The organism is Vibrio owensii CAIM 1854 = LMG 25443 (assembly GCF_000817815.1).
Lineage (GTDB): Bacteria > Pseudomonadota > Gammaproteobacteria > Enterobacterales > Vibrionaceae > Vibrio > Vibrio owensii.
On record NZ_JPRD01000020.1, the window covers coordinates 133,621 to 148,798 of the forward strand.

At 46.0% G+C, this 15,178-nt stretch carries 14 protein-coding genes; 7 read left to right on the top strand and 7 right to left on the bottom strand.

Features of this window, described 5'->3' with window-relative positions:
- The first annotated feature begins 233 nt into the window (after window positions 1-233).
- The 4 genes from H735_RS12990 (at window position 234) to H735_RS13005 (ending at window position 5,013) form a co-directional block, all read left to right on the top strand.
- Complete coding sequence (locus tag H735_RS12990) at window positions 234-1,040, top strand: arylamine N-acetyltransferase family protein (RefSeq protein ID WP_020195098.1); 807 nt, start codon at window positions 234-236, stop codon at window positions 1,038-1,040.
- Window positions 1,041-1,283: 243 nt separating this feature from the next.
- The gene (locus H735_RS12995) at window positions 1,284-3,443 is read left to right on the top strand and encodes a metallophosphoesterase (RefSeq protein ID WP_020195099.1); all 2,160 of its coding nucleotides are present in this window, start codon (window positions 1,284-1,286) and stop codon (window positions 3,441-3,443) included.
- Between the two features lie 118 nt (window positions 3,444-3,561).
- Window positions 3,562-4,074: a GNAT family N-acetyltransferase gene (locus H735_RS13000; RefSeq protein ID WP_020195100.1), complete on the top strand. Its 513-nt coding sequence runs from the start codon at window positions 3,562-3,564 to the stop codon at window positions 4,072-4,074.
- A 69-nt stretch (window positions 4,075-4,143) separates the two neighbouring features.
- Entirely contained in the window at window positions 4,144-5,013 is an 870-nt protein-coding gene (locus H735_RS13005; protein WP_005434817.1) for a LysR family transcriptional regulator, read from the top strand.
- Window positions 5,014-5,080: 67 nt separating this feature from the next.
- Here the strand turns inward: H735_RS13005 and H735_RS13010 are convergent, their stop codons facing one another.
- From H735_RS13010 to H735_RS13030, 5 genes are all read right to left on the bottom strand, one after another.
- Window positions 5,081-5,917, bottom strand: a complete 837-nt coding sequence (locus H735_RS13010) for a hypothetical protein (RefSeq protein ID WP_020195101.1) — start codon at window positions 5,915-5,917, stop codon at window positions 5,081-5,083.
- 240 nt (window positions 5,918-6,157) lie between these two features.
- A complete protein-coding gene (locus H735_RS13015) occupies window positions 6,158-7,024 on the bottom strand; it encodes a LysR family transcriptional regulator (RefSeq protein WP_020195102.1) in 867 nt (288 codons plus the stop codon).
- A 220-nt stretch (window positions 7,025-7,244) separates the two neighbouring features.
- Window positions 7,245-8,018, bottom strand: coding sequence for a siderophore-interacting protein (locus H735_RS13020; RefSeq protein WP_020195103.1), 774 nt, complete (start codon window positions 8,016-8,018; stop codon window positions 7,245-7,247).
- A 234-nt stretch (window positions 8,019-8,252) separates the two neighbouring features.
- Complete coding sequence (locus tag H735_RS13025; protein WP_020195104.1) at window positions 8,253-10,175, bottom strand: S9 family peptidase; 1,923 nt, start codon at window positions 10,173-10,175, stop codon at window positions 8,253-8,255.
- A gap of 281 nt (window positions 10,176-10,456) precedes the next feature.
- Complete coding sequence (locus H735_RS13030; RefSeq protein ID WP_020195105.1) at window positions 10,457-11,041, bottom strand: LysE family translocator; 585 nt, start codon at window positions 11,039-11,041, stop codon at window positions 10,457-10,459.
- A gap of 149 nt (window positions 11,042-11,190) precedes the next feature.
- On the opposite strand from H735_RS13030, the gene H735_RS13035 reads away from it, so the two are divergent.
- Window positions 11,191-11,631: an Lrp/AsnC family transcriptional regulator gene (locus tag H735_RS13035; RefSeq protein WP_027726611.1), complete on the top strand. Its 441-nt coding sequence runs from the start codon at window positions 11,191-11,193 to the stop codon at window positions 11,629-11,631.
- A 211-nt stretch (window positions 11,632-11,842) separates the two neighbouring features.
- Window positions 11,843-13,021, top strand: a complete 1,179-nt coding sequence (locus H735_RS13040) for a lytic polysaccharide monooxygenase (protein ID WP_020195107.1) — start codon at window positions 11,843-11,845, stop codon at window positions 13,019-13,021.
- A 55-nt stretch (window positions 13,022-13,076) separates the two neighbouring features.
- Here the strand turns inward: H735_RS13040 and H735_RS13045 are convergent, their stop codons facing one another.
- Entirely contained in the window at window positions 13,077-13,706 is a 630-nt protein-coding gene (locus tag H735_RS13045; protein WP_020195108.1) for an HAD family hydrolase, read from the bottom strand.
- A gap of 16 nt (window positions 13,707-13,722) precedes the next feature.
- A complete protein-coding gene (locus H735_RS13050; RefSeq protein ID WP_005434828.1) occupies window positions 13,723-14,052 on the bottom strand; it encodes a DMT family transporter in 330 nt (109 codons plus the stop codon).
- 187 nt (window positions 14,053-14,239) lie between these two features.
- On the opposite strand from H735_RS13050, the gene H735_RS13055 reads away from it, so the two are divergent.
- Entirely contained in the window at window positions 14,240-14,986 is a 747-nt protein-coding gene (locus H735_RS13055) for a hypothetical protein (RefSeq protein WP_020195109.1), read from the top strand.
- The last annotated feature ends 192 nt before the right edge of the window (window positions 14,987-15,178 follow it).

Sequence of the window (15,178 nt, forward strand, 5' to 3'; positions counted from 1 at the left end):
GTTGGTGCCCATTTTAGGTGTTTCACGAAAAATGATAATCCGGTTAAATTGAAAATGATTTTTACGCATACGTAATAATCAACAAAAAGGTGCAATGATTTATGCGAGCGAAGCAGGGTAAGTTGGAGAAAAACAAAGTAAGGACGAGAAAATTCGTTTTGGGGTTTGACCTCAAGCGTGGTTGAGGTTTTATTGTGTCGGCCATTGCGAAGAAACATCGATTAAGGATCAGAATGAACAATACAGATTTAAAGGCTTACTTAAACAAGATTGGCGTAACGCAGCAATTGGACGTTAGCGTGGATACTCTATTTGCGCTGCATAACGCGCAGCATCGTCGTTTGCCATTTGAGAACTTTGATATCGCATTGGGTAAAGGCATTTCGACGTCTGAACAAGACATCATCGACAAGTTGGTTTACCACGAGCGCGGCGGTTACTGTTTTGAATTGAACGGTCTGCTGCTAAGAGTGCTCCAACAGGTTGGCTTTGAAGCAAGACCACTTTTAGGCCGCGTACACTTATCTGGCACTCCTTCAGGCAGAACGCATCAGTTCACTTTGGTGACGTTTGGGGATGAAAAGTGGATTGTCGATGCAGGCTTTGGCTCAAACACGCCACGCGCACCGCTGCCTTTTGTGACTAATCAGCCTATTCATACTGACCTACAAACGTTCCGTTTTGTTGAAGATGAGCGTGTTGGCTACATGCTACAAATTCAGTCTTATGATGATGCAAACCAGTGGATTGATATGTACAGCTTGGACTTTGAACATGTCTTTGATGGCGACATTGTGTGTGGGAACCACTATGCGTCAACGTCATCTCATTCGCGCTTTACGTCCAGTCGTGTTGCCACGTTAGCGACCGAGTTTGGAATCATCACGTTGGCGAACCACACGTTAAAACACCATTTGAATAATGAAGTGGTTGAGCAAGAACTGGCAGAAGGGCAAAGCTACCTATCAGCACTGAAAGAGCACTTTGGTATTGAGCTGAATGCCGAGTATCAAGACCTGAAACCACTGCCTCAGCTATAACCATTCTGAATGACTTAACCATTGATGTTTGGCGAAAAGTATAGTGAGCATCAATGGGTTTGATTTGGTCTACTCCAAGCTGTTTATTGGTTTAAGTTATTGATTAAAAAGAGTGTGAACGAAGGTCACAGATCAGAACGGCTTACGATAAGTTGTAAGAAAGTCGCAACCTAATTGTCATTTTTTCTACCTAAGCTCCTCGCCCGATTTCAAAATTATTACTCTTTTATCGGGATGAGAAAAATGAAACGCAGTACATTGACCGTACTCTCCGGTCTGATTGCCGCTACGCTAGTTGGCTGTAATTCAGACTCTTCTAGCAGTGGCACCCCAGAACTTGAAGCGCCAGTCCAAGTGGCCTTTATGCCAGATATCCACTTCCACGATGTGTATGGTGATTTCCAAGACGGCTCTTTCCAAGGTTTGTATACCAACTCAAGCGGTAAGTACGCGACGATTCGAACCATGCAATCGCAGATGGAATCGACTCGTCTTTTCAATGAAAACTACTTCGCAATGATCGCGGCTTTGGATGACGTGGTAGAGCGCGGAATTAAGTATGTGGCGCTACCGGGCGATTTCAGTGATGACGGCCAGCCTGTGCACATGCGTAGTTTGGTTAAAATCTTCGACCACTATCGTGAAACATACGGACTTGAGTTCTTCGCTGCGCCGGGTAACCACGATCCGGGCAAGCCATTTACCGTCGCCGCGGGCAAATCGGATTACCTTGGTGAAGACGGTAAGAAACAACGTATCTTCAGCCGTGGTAAAGATGAGTGTGTTGATTACGAAGGCGAATGGGGCACGATTCCGGGTGAAGATGGAAACTTAGATACTATCTGTACGGAAGAAGTGAAAGAGTGGGGCTACAAGGAGATCATGGATATCCTTGGTACGCACGGTTTCTACCCACAAGAAGAGTACCTGTACTTCGAAACGCCTTACAGCAGTGATGAAGCCCGCAACAACTACTCGTACGAACTTGCTTCGGAAGAAGCGACTTACGACAAGCGTATGTTCGAGATTTGTCACCAAGGGACGGGCGGTGAGTACAAACAAGACGGTTACACCAACTGTGCGATAGTGCCAGATACCAGCTACTTGGTCGAGCCAGTGAAAGGCTTGTGGTTGTTGGCCATCGACGCGAACGTCTACAAACCAAAAGACACCTTGCCAGATGGTTCAGTTAATGGTGATGATTTTGATGGATCTAGTAGCGCAGGCTACAACATGATGTTGACCCACAAGCAGCACGTTATCGAGTGGATCAGCGATGTAGTGAAAGCGGCGAAAGAACAGAATAAAACCTTGGTGTCATTCAGCCATTTCCCAATGACTGATTTCTACAATGGTGCGTCAGAAGACATCGAAGACCTGTTTGGTGAAGGCAGTCATCAGCTTTCTCGCGAACCAAACGACGACACCAGTAAAGCGCTGGCTGCGACGGGTTTGAGCATTCACGTTGGCGGCCACATGCACTTCAATGATACCGGCAAGAAGAGCTATGTGATTGACGGTGTACAACACACGCTATTCAACATTCAAGCGCCTTCTCTAGCGGGTTATATTCCGGCTTACAAACTTCTGAACATTCGTCCTGATCACCAAGTTGAAGTAGAAACGGTCGTGATCGACAAAGTGGCAGGCTACAACGAATTGTTTGAGCACTATGCACGCGAGCATGAGCATCTGACTGAACAAGCAGGTGATGATGAAACTGTCAAGGCGAGCATCTGGAACAAAGAGATTCTTGAAGCTGACAGTTACTACGCCCTGACAGATTGGCACATTCGAGAGTTGACGCGCTTGCGCTTCTTACCGAGTGATTGGCCATTAGAAATGCGTGAAATGATCATGCACATGGATGGAGACGACATGCTGATTATGTCTCAGCTTTCGACGGAATTTACCGTGTGCCAGCTAGCTAAAGAGCTTGGCTATGACATCGTCAACTGCAACGGGAACGCTGTTGTGGATTACGAACAGTTCCAGAAAGACTGGCAAGCCGCATCGCAGCAAGCAGAAACCATTGCTCAAGAAGGCGGCTTTACATTGACGGATTTTGCTGAATGGAATGGTGAAGAGCTAGCAACGGATTTTTACCGTCTGCGTAATGCCGATGAGTTGGCGTTCCGTGACATTGAAGAAGCGCAATTGCTGCAATATGAGCTGTTAAGTCGAGAGTTATCTGAGTTCGCCGGAACGGTCGATTCTGAGCTTGGTGATTTAGGTGAATACTCGGTTGGCGAAGTGTTCCGCTCACGCTTTGGTAGCCTGTTTGTGATTCTTGAGAAGTTCGCGACTGGACAAGCAAGTGATCACTTCCTGATCGATACTGAGCAGCAAACGCTGATTGATCTTAAAGGTGAAGTGAAGCGCGATATTCTCAAAAGCGAATAGCACCCTTATCTAAAAATGGAAAGCGCAGCTCAGTCTGCGCTTTTTTATTTGCGCTGTCTCTCAGTAAGTGGCTTTTCAAAGGTTTACCTTTAACCATGAGAAATAAATGAGGTAAATCATGCGCTTTGAATACATACTTGATGATGAAGTCACCCAAGAACTCGACGCAAAGCTAAGAAGTTTGCTCTCCACTTGCTTCACCAAGGAGCAAGACAAAATCTTCCGAACTCAACGATACTTCAATGAAATGCCTCGCCACCGTTACCTTATTTGGGACGGAGACACCCTTGCGGCTCATGTTGCGGTTCATGAAAAACAAGTGATGATTGATGACCAATCCTTCCCAATAAGTGGCATTGCCGAAGTGTGTGTACAGCCCGATTCACGAGGAAAAGGGTTGGTAAAGTTACTGCTTAAGGCGGTACATCAGGATGCTTTGGAACGAGGCGATGCGTTCTCGGTATTGTTTGGCCGCACTCATGTTTACCAGTCCAGCGGCTATCAACCGATCAACAACTTACACATGAAAGTTCAGCCCAATAAATGGGTTAGTACGAGCGACACTATGGTGTGCTCATTGAACATCATTTGGCCACAACAGACGGTCCATTTAGTCGGCTATCCTTTTTAAACAGGTTTTCTCCACATGAAACTTTGTGTGAGAATACGCAATACATAGAATTCCACAGGAACCACATTCATGGCGAATTGGGAAGGCGTGAGCGAGTTTGTCGCTGTCGCAGAAACCAACAGCTTCACGGGCGCAGCCAACAAGTTGAAAACATCGGTGGCGCAAATCAGCCGCCGCGTGTCAGCGTTGGAAGAGCGTTTAGCGGTTAAGTTGCTGCACCGTACCACACGAAAAGTCTCTCTAACCGAGGCAGGGCAACTCTATTACCAGCAGTGTAAACACCTTGTTGAAGGCTTGGAGTTGGCAGAATTGGCGGTAACGCAAATGCAAGCAGAACCGAAAGGCTTGCTCAAAGTGACCGCTCCTGTGACTTACGGTGAGATGAACTTAGCGCCGTTGTTGCACCAGTTTATTGAGAAATACCCGCAGGTAAATCTGGATTTGAATCTGACTAACCAAAAGTTAGATTTGATTGAGCAAGGCGTCGATGTGGCGATTCGTCTCGGACGTTTGCAAGACTCAAGTTTGATTGCCAAGCGCTTGTCATCTCGACAGCTTTACGTGTGTGCTAGCCCAGCGTACTTAGATCGCTCAGGCGAACCGCATACCTTGTCTGAGCTGAGCCATCACCAATGTTTGGTTGGTACAGCAGATTACTGGCACTTTAAAGAGCAAAAGCGTGAGAAGTCTTTACGTGTTTCTGGCCGAATCAAATGCAACAGTGGCTTTGCGTTGGTCGATGCGGCAAAACGTGGTTTAGGTTTGGTACAACTGCCGGACTACTACGTGCAAGAGGCGCTAGACAATGGCGAGCTGGTGGAAGTGTTAACCGATTACCGAGACGATCGTGAAGGTATTTGGGCTCTATACCCACAAAATCGAAACCTGTCGCCAAAAGTGCGCTTACTGATTGATTTCTTGGCTGAAAACATGAGCTAAGAAAGGTGTCCCCAGCACTTTGCTTATCAGGGGTTATTGATTCGCAAAGGCGGGGACTTGCAGGATGCTACATTCCAAAAATAGTAACTAGCTTGTGGAACGGCTGCGATTGGTGGAATTTATGTATCTGAGTCACTGAACCATTCGGATTGGTTTCTAAAGTTGTTTCTATTTGGAAATAGTTTTCAGGCAAGCCTTGGAAACGTTGCTTTGGAATCATAGTATTTTGCTCGTCATTGCTTAAATCATTCTCAATGGATAGCAGAGCACTACTTTGAAAAACCAAAGGATCAAATAATTGCTCCGCTACTACTTCTTCTACACCGGGTGAAGAGTAGTATTGACGAATAACAAATTCAGAGACATTAAGGTAACTGTCGTTATTAGGAAAACTCACATTCATTCTATAACCAAAATAACCAATAGACTGGAAGTGGTCCGTTATATCGAACTCTATTTTAGCTGAATATGGTATTTTACTTTCTGATTTATATGACTCAGAGTCAAAAGTGACAGTAAACTTTTTATGAAGGTCATTCCATTTACAATAAATATTGTATTTATCATTAGGTTTATTATCTAAGGAGTAATCCGATTCACAGAGATCATAAATCTCATCATAAGTTTTATTAAAATGATTGGCGACAGTCTGATACATTGATATTCCAGGTTCAATAGGGTGGACTGGCTCTTCTGGTCTTTCTGGCTCAATGGGATGCACAGGATGTTCAGGTTCAATCGGATGAACAGGCTCCCCCGGCTCTATAGGGTGAACCGGAGGCGTGGGTTCGATTGGCTGAATGGGTTTTATTCCTGAATCAATGCCGTTGTCACCATTTGTGTCTGAGGAATTACAAGCAGCTAAAAGTGGCAAGATACTCGCAAGCAAAAGAGTTTTCTTCATATTTCTACCTAGTCATTATAATTTCGTTTTGATGAAAATAAGAACACTCAATTACTATTCCATTATTCTCTTTATTATTTTTTATTTAAAGAGAAGAGTGATTCCTGACATTAAGGTTAATGCCTTTCCTAATATTATTTAAGCCAACTGACGTTTGGATATAAACAGAATAAAAAAGTAAACTTCAGATTTACGATAGATCTATATTCGTATATTGCCTCCTATTTTCTAAAACTGCCTTTATGCATATTCAGTAATCAATGTTTTTTTCAGCCAATCAGTCGCAATACCGTTGGCTCGAATTTCTGATGTGATCATGTCCATTCGGAACAAGAGTCCTTTTTCACCAAGACTAGTCTGGGTGACAACCACTTTATGTGAGTTTTTTATCGCCAATTCCAATGGGACGATAGCCCAACCGACATCTCTGCTTACAAGCTCTATGCTTGTCTCAATGTCATCAATTCTTACCTTGTTTACTTCTTCTAGATCGAGGAAGCGGTTGTCCAAATTGAATACGCTACTGCGTGTTATTTGAGTCGTGCCTACTAAATCACTTGGCACGACGACTTTATGTTGCAGAGGATTATCTCGTGCACAAATTAAACAGGTTTTCACGTAATCAATGGTTTGATATTGGATTGTACTATCAAAAAAATGTCGCCCAACAATCAGTGCTAGATCGACTTCATCCGCTTCTATCATGGCAACCAAATCTTGAGTTGGCCGCTTATGAAGTACCAATTCCACTTGAGGAAACTGTTGTTGAAACCCAATGATGATTTGTCGCATCTTGTCATCTACTAGCCAGTCATCAATGGCGACTACGACTTTATCCTCAACGCCTTGAGCCAAGTGCTCCGCGTGGCGCAAAAACTTGCTCTCTGCTGCGAGCATACTTTTGGCATAACCGAGCAAATTTTCGCCTTCTGCGGTGAGCTTTGGTTTATAACCATCACGTGAGAATAACTCGACCGATAAATCGATCTCTAAATCACTGATGGCATTGCTAATCCAAGATTGCGCTTTACCTTGTTTTCGTGCTGCGGCAGAAAAGGAGCCAAGCTCAGCTGCATTTACAAAGGCTTTTACTTTATCGGTGTTCATGCTTGCCTCGTCGTTATGGTGGGTAGATTATCGACAGCTTAACGAGGTTAAAAGATAGACTCTATATGGATTTGTTATAGTGATTGAAGTGGAGTTTTTAGAGAGAAGAAATGAGTTTGGTTGTAATTCATTGATATTTATAGGATATAAAAAATAAACGCTGAGCTTTTTGACCAAAAAACTCAGCGTTATCTATAGTAAAAGTAATATAAAGTTACATTTACTGCTCGTTTAACTCAGCATCTTCGCGCTTGATGACCTTGTGGCCGTCTTCTGATACGCCCTGTTTCCAGTAACTGCTGAGGTAAAGGTTTTCACGTTCCACTTCTTTTTCGTTACGGAAGTATTGGCGTAGCGCACGCATCGAGTCGAACTCACAAGCACACCACACTGCGGCTTCACCTGTCTTCCACTCTAGAGCGCGAACTTTATCTTCGAGTGATTGCTCGGTGATCCAATGGATTTTCATACCTGCTGGTGCTTCGAGAGCTTGGATATCCGCTTCGGAGATCACACTGATCACGGCATAGCCCGTTGCGTCCTCTGGCAGAGTGCGAATCTTTGCAGACAGCGCAGGCAGTGCAGTCATGTCCGCCGCCATAAAGAACCAATCAGCTTCTGTATTTAAGTTCGAAATGCTGCCAGGGCCTGCGATGTTAATGGTGTCGCCTTCTTTGGCAGACATTGCCCAACGTGCGGCAAAGCCACATTGTAAGTCTTTGGTGATGTGACGTACGAAATCGACTTCAATCGTGCATGCTTGTGGGTCGAAGCGACGAATGGTGTAAGTACGCATGACAGGGCGGTTATCTTCTGAGAAGCCTTGAATATCGGTGCCGCCGGTTTCATTGAACAACAGCTTGATGTAGCTGCCTTCGCAATCTTGTGGGAAGTTGCCTAGCGCGTCACCTTGCAGGGTAATGCGCTGCATGTTCGGTGTGACGGCTTGTGTGTTGATGACAACGAGGCTTTTTGGTTGTGGTTTCTTTTTCATTTTAATTCACATTTCACTACGTTTGATAACTATTCTCTTTCTCATCTAAGATTAACAGCATCTCAATAAGGCAGATAGTGTCTTTATCTAAATTTACACTCTGATCTGAGAATCGGCGATTTAATTTCGGTACGCCTCGCTCAAATGAACACTTCGTCGTCCCGCTTTATAAGATAGTGACGGGACAATAAAAAAAGGGCACCGAAGTGCCCTTGAGAGAAGAATGGCGCTTGTTTACTGCGTTTGCTCCAACAAATGTGTTTTCAGGAATCGATCCATCGCTTGGTAACCATCAAGACGGTTTTCTAGTGAACGGAAGCCGTGACCTTCGTTCTCCTTAACGATGTACTCCACTTCAACGCCGCGATCGCGCAGTGCATTAACGATTTGGTCAGATTCACTCTTCACCACTCGTGGGTCTTTCGCGCCTTGCAGAACTAACAGTGGTGCTTTGATTTGGTCTACGTGGAACACCGGTGAGTAAGCTTTCATCATCTTCGCGTCTTCTGGATCTTCCGGATTACCTACTTGCTCATGCAGCATGGCTAGGAAAGGTGCCCAGTATGGTGGGATGGAATCCATGAAGGTGAACAAGTTAGATACGCCAACGTAGTCGATGCCACATTTGTACAGGTCTGGCGTAAACGTCACACCAGCCAATGTCGCGTAACCACCGTAAGATGCGCCGTAGATACACACTTCGCCATCTCGTGCATAACCTTGGTCAATCGCCCATTTTACGCCGTCCGTGATGTCGTCTTGCATCGACTGACCCCATTGCTTGAACGACTTCTCCCAAAATTCACGGCCATAACCCGTTGAGCCACGGAAATTCATTTGCAGTACTGCGATACCGCGGTTGGCAAACAGCTGAACTTCTGGTTGGAAGCCCCAATGGTCACGCGCCCAAGGACCGCCGTGTGGCAAGACCAATAGTGGTAAGTCTTTCGCTTCACGACCTTTTGGCAGTGTTAGATAACCATGAATGGTTAAGCCATCACGAGCGGTATAAGTGATTGGCTTCATCTCCGCCATGTCTTCTGGTTTATGCCAAGGTGCGTTTGCAGCTAACTTCTCAAGTTGGTCTGAATCGCGATCGTAGTAATAGTAATTTGGACGGTCGGTGTCGCTGTAGGTCACGACAATCATTTTTCTCTCGTCGCGAGTCGTGTTGTTTACCGAGATTTCAACGCCCGGAAGCTTTTCTTGCAGACGCTCAAAAGTCTCTTCATAACCTTTATCAAGGAAATGGTACTGACGCTTGTCCGTTACATAAGAGATCGTCGTGAGCTTGTTAAGTGCGTTTGAGTAGCTCGCATTCGTAACGTCCACTTCTGGATGAGAGAAGATCTCGCGCACTTCTTTGTTTGCTTTCACATCGTATTCAATGATCGCGGATTTATCGCGGGTAATACGAGAAGCAACATACAAGTTCTTGTTGTCTGGTGTAAATGAGATTGGCGAGAAGTCTTCTTTGAAGGTGAGGTTCTTCAATGGACGGAACTCTTCATCCACAGTGTCACGATAGAGGACTGCGGTGTTTACGCCGTCTGAAGTCGAAATCACGCGAATGTTACCATCGTGGTCCGTACCCCAGTAACGCACGTTGCCTGGGTTTTGAGCAACCAGCGTGTTTTCACCTGTTTTCAAGTTATGACGATAAACATCAAACACTTGTCGGTTACGCTCGTTAGTCGTGATAAGAATGTCGTCAGGCTGGCTTTCTAAGGTGTCGATAACATAAGCCACGACACCGGACGTTGGTGTGATGGTTTTCTCTTCACCCGTTTTTACGTTCACCGTAACGAGGTAGAAGTTCTCATCACCACCTGTATCGCGAGAGTAGATGATGGTGTCATCGCCAACCCAGTAGTAGTAAGCGATGTCGCGATCGGCAATGGATGTGATGCGCTTGACTTGATCGGCTTTGCCCACGGGATGAACAAAGACGTTTTTACGATCTTGCCACGGTTTCATCATCGAAATGTAATCGCCAGCTGGGGAGATTTGGTAGCTCGATACTTCTGAATTGCGGAAGAAATATTCCACCGGATATTCTGGCGGAATGACCTCTGCGGTTGTGGTGGTCGAGGTTTGGCTACAACCCGAAACGAGTAAGCCAAAAGCGGTAGCAAGAATGAGCTTGCGAGTACGCATTGTGTAACGCTCCTTGTGTGACAGACCTGTCAGCATCGTGCTCGTCGGTCAGAGTGAATCGATTGTCGCGGCAAAATACAGCGCCATGACAAAGCAGTGACGAAGTGCGCCTAATCACTAAATTAGCTCAGGCGGATGCTTATTAAGTTTTCATGTTTTAGTCACTGCTGTTGCTACTATGACCCAATCCATCCGTGGAAGTGGCGATTATTTGTACTTACCGAACAAAGGACTAGCTAAAACTTGGCATAAGTCACACTTATCTTTCATTGTTTTGTCATTTATATCATTGGGATAGTCGACAAAAGCAGAAGCGCCGCCATGCCATAGTTGAAGCCTTTTACGCGTTTAGACGTGGTCAACCAACGTTGAAGTTGCATGCCTGCCGCCGTCCAAAAAGTCACAGAGGGCAGGTTTGCTAAGCAGAAGATACCGGCGATAAAAGCCAGTTCTAGCCAAGATCCGCCACTGCTGTATACGGTGATGGCGGTGAGTGCCATTGACCAGCCTTTAGGGTTCACCCATTGAAACGCCACTGCACCTAAAAAGCTCATTGGTCGGTAATCATCTTTGACTTCCGTCTTGCTGCTGGTTGCTATTTTGTACGTGAGGTACAACAAGTAAGTCAGGCTCATTATCTTAAGGACGCTATGCGTGATCGGATACGCATGAAACAAGCCCATAAGACCAATGCCAACCAAAATTAGCATCGCAGCGAAACCCAGCGTGATGCCTAACATGTGTGGGATAGTGCGCTTAAAGCCGACGTTAGCACCAGACGTCATGAGCATGATGTTGTTCGGTCCCGGAGTGAAGGTCGAGACAAACGCAAACAGTGCCAACGCACCAAGTTGATGGTATTCCATAATGTGTTCCTGCATTTCTGTTTTGCCTGTGCATAAGCGGGCAAGGGATTACGTTTTCTGACCGGTCGAGAACAATGATAGGTAGAAGCGCCATCAATTTTGTGCTTTTATTTGACGAATACTCACTCGCTAAACAACAAAAGAGCATCATGGATAGATTTGACGAAAGAATATTGCAAGCGCTGAAATCAGACGGAAGAATCTCCAATGTGGAGCTGTCTGAACGAGTTGGATTATCGCCATCCGCGACCTTGCGCCGAGTGCAAGATTTGGAGCGAAAGGGCGTGATTAAGGGTTATCGAGCGGTGCTGGATAATCAGCAAATGGGCGTCGGTTTTGTCGCGTATGTCTCGATAGGCTTGGCATCGCATTCCAAACACGCACAACTAGGCTTCGAAGAGCACGTTCGATTTGTCGACCAAGTTGTCGAGTGCCACAACATTACGGGTTCTAACGAGTATCTATTAAGAGTCGAAACTCAAGATCTTGCGGCGTACAAAGCGTTTCATGCCGATGTTCTTGGGGAATGTGAACACGTTAAAGCCATTACGACCATGGTGGTGATGGACACGCCAAAAGATGAGCGTTAATCCTTCTCCCTCGATTTTGTAGCACATCAATTTGAAGTGACTCGAAAGAGTCAGTCGAGTATGAGCATAGTCCACATAAAATGCTGGAAAGCAGTCTGCAATCTGACAATTCCAGCATTTATTCTCACCTTCTAAATAATCGCATCCTGCTAGTTTTTCTACGTCGCTGCCCGGTTCGCGAGCAGCGGGTCAGAAAATTTAAGGATGAATGATGAAATCATACGTAACCCTTCCCCTTGCAAGCTTGGGCGCACTTGCGGCTTTAAGCTCTTTTAATGTCAGTGCTCACGGCTGGGTCGAGTTTCCAAGCGCTCGCCAAAACACCTGTTATTTAGACGGCGGTTTTTGGACCAATGAAATTCCAAACCAGGCGTGTCAAGCAGCTTATGACGAATCGGGTGCTTACCCCTTCGTACAACGCAGCGAGATTGCTGCAAACGTACCGAACTACCGCGACATGGCACACGTGAAAGCCATTGTGCGTGATGGCGAACTTTGTTCAGCGGGTGATGCAGCTAAGAAAGGTTTGAATATCCCATCGCCAAATTGGCAGCGCACGAATGTAACGCCAGATGCGAACAACCAAATTGAATTGGTGTTCTTTGGCAAAGCACCACATAACCCGTCTTACTGGGAGTTTTATCTTTCTAAACCTACTTATGACGATACTCAGCCACTGACTTGGGACGATTTAGAGCTGATTGACACTGCTGGCGATGTGTATGTGGATGCAGAAAAACGCTACCGCATGCAGGTAACCTTCCCAGCAGATCGTTCAGGCGATGCGATTCTTTATACTCGTTGGCAACGTATTGATGTGGCCGGGGAGGGCTTCTACAACTGTAGTGACATTACCTTAAACGGCAATGGTACAACGCCTCCTACCGATCCAGTTGACCCAACAGATCCTGCAAACAACCTGACCGCTCTGGGTTACTTTGTCCCACAAGGCTTTGGTCCGGTAGAAGCGGGAGACACGGTACGCTTCCGCACGTTTAATGCAACAGGCACTGAGATCGTCGATCTGTCACTAGCAATCAGTGCAAACAACACGACAACGTGGGCAGCGGAGTTAGCCGACCAATTTAATTCTCAGCAAACGGGCGATTGGTACGTGGGGATTTGGCACGAAGCAATGAAGCACTACATGTTCGATACCAACAACATCTACGCAAACCAAGTGTTGGCTCCGAACGCTAACTTTAGCTACGCGTTGTCATTGATTAAAGGTGATACCACGCCACCAGTTGAGCCGACCAACCTTTGGAGCAAAGATGCGGTGTACAACCAAGGCGATGTCGTGACGCACAATGGTCGTGAATGGACTGCGCAGTGGTGGACAACTGGTGAAGAGCCGGGAACCACAGGTGAATGGGGTGTTTGGCGTTAAGCTTCACTCGTTTCAAATACGCAAAACCCTTCTCAATTGAGAAGGGTTTTATGTTTTAATTCAGGCTGTTTTCGCTTTGCCAAGGTTGCCAATTCATCATCGCATGGCTGGCTAATTTGAGCATCGGAATGTCCTCGTGGGTATCGCCGTAAGCGTAAATCGTTTCGTATTGACTCAAGTCAAAAGCACGTTGAACACGCTCGACCTTTCTTTCCAAACTGCAATCGCCACTTTGGTAACGACCACTAATGTGTTCACTTTCGCCGAGTAACTCACTACAAAGTAATTGGTAGCCGTGCGTTTGGCTCCATGGTTTTAAGTAGGCGTTAAGTGATGCTGAGACAACGACAATGGTGTCGCCTCGCGCTTGGTGCCATTCCAGTTTCGTTTGGGCTTCTGGGCGAATGTGTTTTGTAATCACCTCTCTTGCAAACTGAGCTCCTAACGCTTCAACGTCTCGCGTTCTTCTTCCTGCAAAGGCGATGAAACTGGCGATAGGGCGCATTCGCTTAGCAGGAATGACGCCTGCCTTGTAGAGTGCATAGAACGGCAGAATCACAACGTTTCCGACCCACTTGCGCAGGCCAAAAACAGAATAGTGGAGGAAGGCGCTAAACATATCCTCATCGGTGATGGTGCCATCAAAATCAAACAGTGCGAGAGAGGGCTTTTGGCTATCTGACAATCCGCTGCCTTATGGTTTAGTGTGCGTGTCCGTGAGAGAAGTTTATCACCATCACGCCCGCTGCGATAAGTGCCATGCCGATCCAAAGGCTAGTATCCATGTGTTGGCGGTAAACCAATTGCGAGATTAACGTCACCGATACAATTGCCAAACCTGCCCAAAGGGCGTGAACAATGCCAACTGGCATGCCGCCTTTCATCGCCTGCGCCAAACAGACAAAAGCAGCTAAGTGGCCAACTAGTACAAGGGTTGCAGGCAGCGGTTTGCTAAAGCCATCAGTGGCTTTAAGTGCAACGTGTGAAAGGGCTTCTGCGCCCACGCCTAAAAGTAAGAAAAACCAGCTCATTGTTATCGTTCGTCATCGGTTAATTTGGAATGGGGCTAGTATATTGATGTCGAATAAAATGATAATCCCATAAAAATTCAAATGACTTTTACTTGGTTGTAATAATAAGCCCGTCTTACATACGCTTACATCAACTCGTTGCCGCAATCGTTACACTGCCGCCGTCTTGGAAAAGGAGCGTGTACAGATGCATAAAGCAATAGCGAGTATTGCGGTGATGTTTGCACTGAGTGGCTGTGGTGGCGAAGGAATAACGACAGACTCTGTGCCTAAGTTTAAAGATCACAGAGCGAACTATGAGGTAGACGGTATCGATCTGCTGCATCGTTCGATTACCGACACCATCAGCGATGACTTGCTGGGCTTTGAGGCCGAGAACTTGTCTCGCAAAGTGACTTACACGCTCGATAGACTCTCATTAAACATTTTGCGTGATTTTAATGTGAGTACCCTCGCGGAGTTGGAAGCTCTAGTCCCTAATGTTGGTGACAACAAAACCTCTCTGATTTTTGAGTTTCACTTGATGCGCCTAACACCTGAAATGGTGATGGTCAGCTCATCAAATGAGATTGAACACTTCTTTTATGAAGCGGACATCATCGAAACCCGTTTTGGTATCTCAACCTACAAATTCACCGAAGCGCCGACGCGTGTTGACATGGTGGTGTATCCAGAAGGCATTGCGATTGAGGCATTCAACCAAGGTTATCAAGCTGAATATGATGCAAGCAAAGGCACGTATAAGGTGCGTTTGCAGTACGACGAGAATGGTGAAAAAAGCCAATATGATGAGCTGATAGTGGACTTGAACAGTGATCAAGTTCGGCTGGAGATAGGCACAACGACGATGGAAGGGCTAGAAGTCAAAGACAGCGTTGAGCAAAGCCATCGATTCGAATACAACCGCAAGCAAAACACACTCTCACGCCAATAACACGTTTTTATCTATGAACATTGAAGTGATGACTAGGTTCATTTCTGAGTAACGGTTGGGAGACTGGCTCGGAGTCATGACTTCAATTTCTTTTGCGCCTCACCTAGACCCTTTATTGCGCACATGGGGAAAGTTAGGGTTTCTTTCCCCCGTTTTTCTTTACCTGCTCGTCGGAATAACAACAAAGATTGA

Excerpts from the sequence above, each read along its gene's own strand:
- H735_RS12990 (WP_020195098.1), top strand. The coding sequence starts at position 234 with ATGAACAATACAGATTTAAAGGCTTACTTAAACAAGATTGGCGTAACG.
- H735_RS12995 (WP_020195099.1), top strand. The coding sequence starts at position 1,284 with ATGAAACGCAGTACATTGACCGTACTCTCCGGTCTGATTGCCGCTACG.
- H735_RS13000 (WP_020195100.1), top strand. The coding sequence starts at position 3,562 with ATGCGCTTTGAATACATACTTGATGATGAAGTCACCCAAGAACTCGAC.
- H735_RS13005 (WP_005434817.1), top strand. The coding sequence starts at position 4,144 with ATGGCGAATTGGGAAGGCGTGAGCGAGTTTGTCGCTGTCGCAGAAACC.
- H735_RS13010 (WP_020195101.1), bottom strand. The coding sequence starts at position 5,917 with ATGAAGAAAACTCTTTTGCTTGCGAGTATCTTGCCACTTTTAGCTGCT.
- H735_RS13015 (WP_020195102.1), bottom strand. The coding sequence starts at position 7,024 with ATGAACACCGATAAAGTAAAAGCCTTTGTAAATGCAGCTGAGCTTGGC.
- H735_RS13020 (WP_020195103.1), bottom strand. The coding sequence starts at position 8,018 with ATGAAAAAGAAACCACAACCAAAAAGCCTCGTTGTCATCAACACACAA.
- H735_RS13025 (WP_020195104.1), bottom strand. The coding sequence starts at position 10,175 with ATGCGTACTCGCAAGCTCATTCTTGCTACCGCTTTTGGCTTACTCGTT.
- H735_RS13030 (WP_020195105.1), bottom strand. The coding sequence starts at position 11,041 with ATGGAATACCATCAACTTGGTGCGTTGGCACTGTTTGCGTTTGTCTCG.
- H735_RS13035 (WP_027726611.1), top strand. The coding sequence starts at position 11,191 with ATGGATAGATTTGACGAAAGAATATTGCAAGCGCTGAAATCAGACGGA.
- H735_RS13040 (WP_020195107.1), top strand. The coding sequence starts at position 11,843 with ATGAAATCATACGTAACCCTTCCCCTTGCAAGCTTGGGCGCACTTGCG.
- H735_RS13050 (WP_005434828.1), bottom strand. The coding sequence starts at position 14,052 with ATGAGCTGGTTTTTCTTACTTTTAGGCGTGGGCGCAGAAGCCCTTTCA.
- H735_RS13055 (WP_020195109.1), top strand. The coding sequence starts at position 14,240 with ATGCATAAAGCAATAGCGAGTATTGCGGTGATGTTTGCACTGAGTGGC.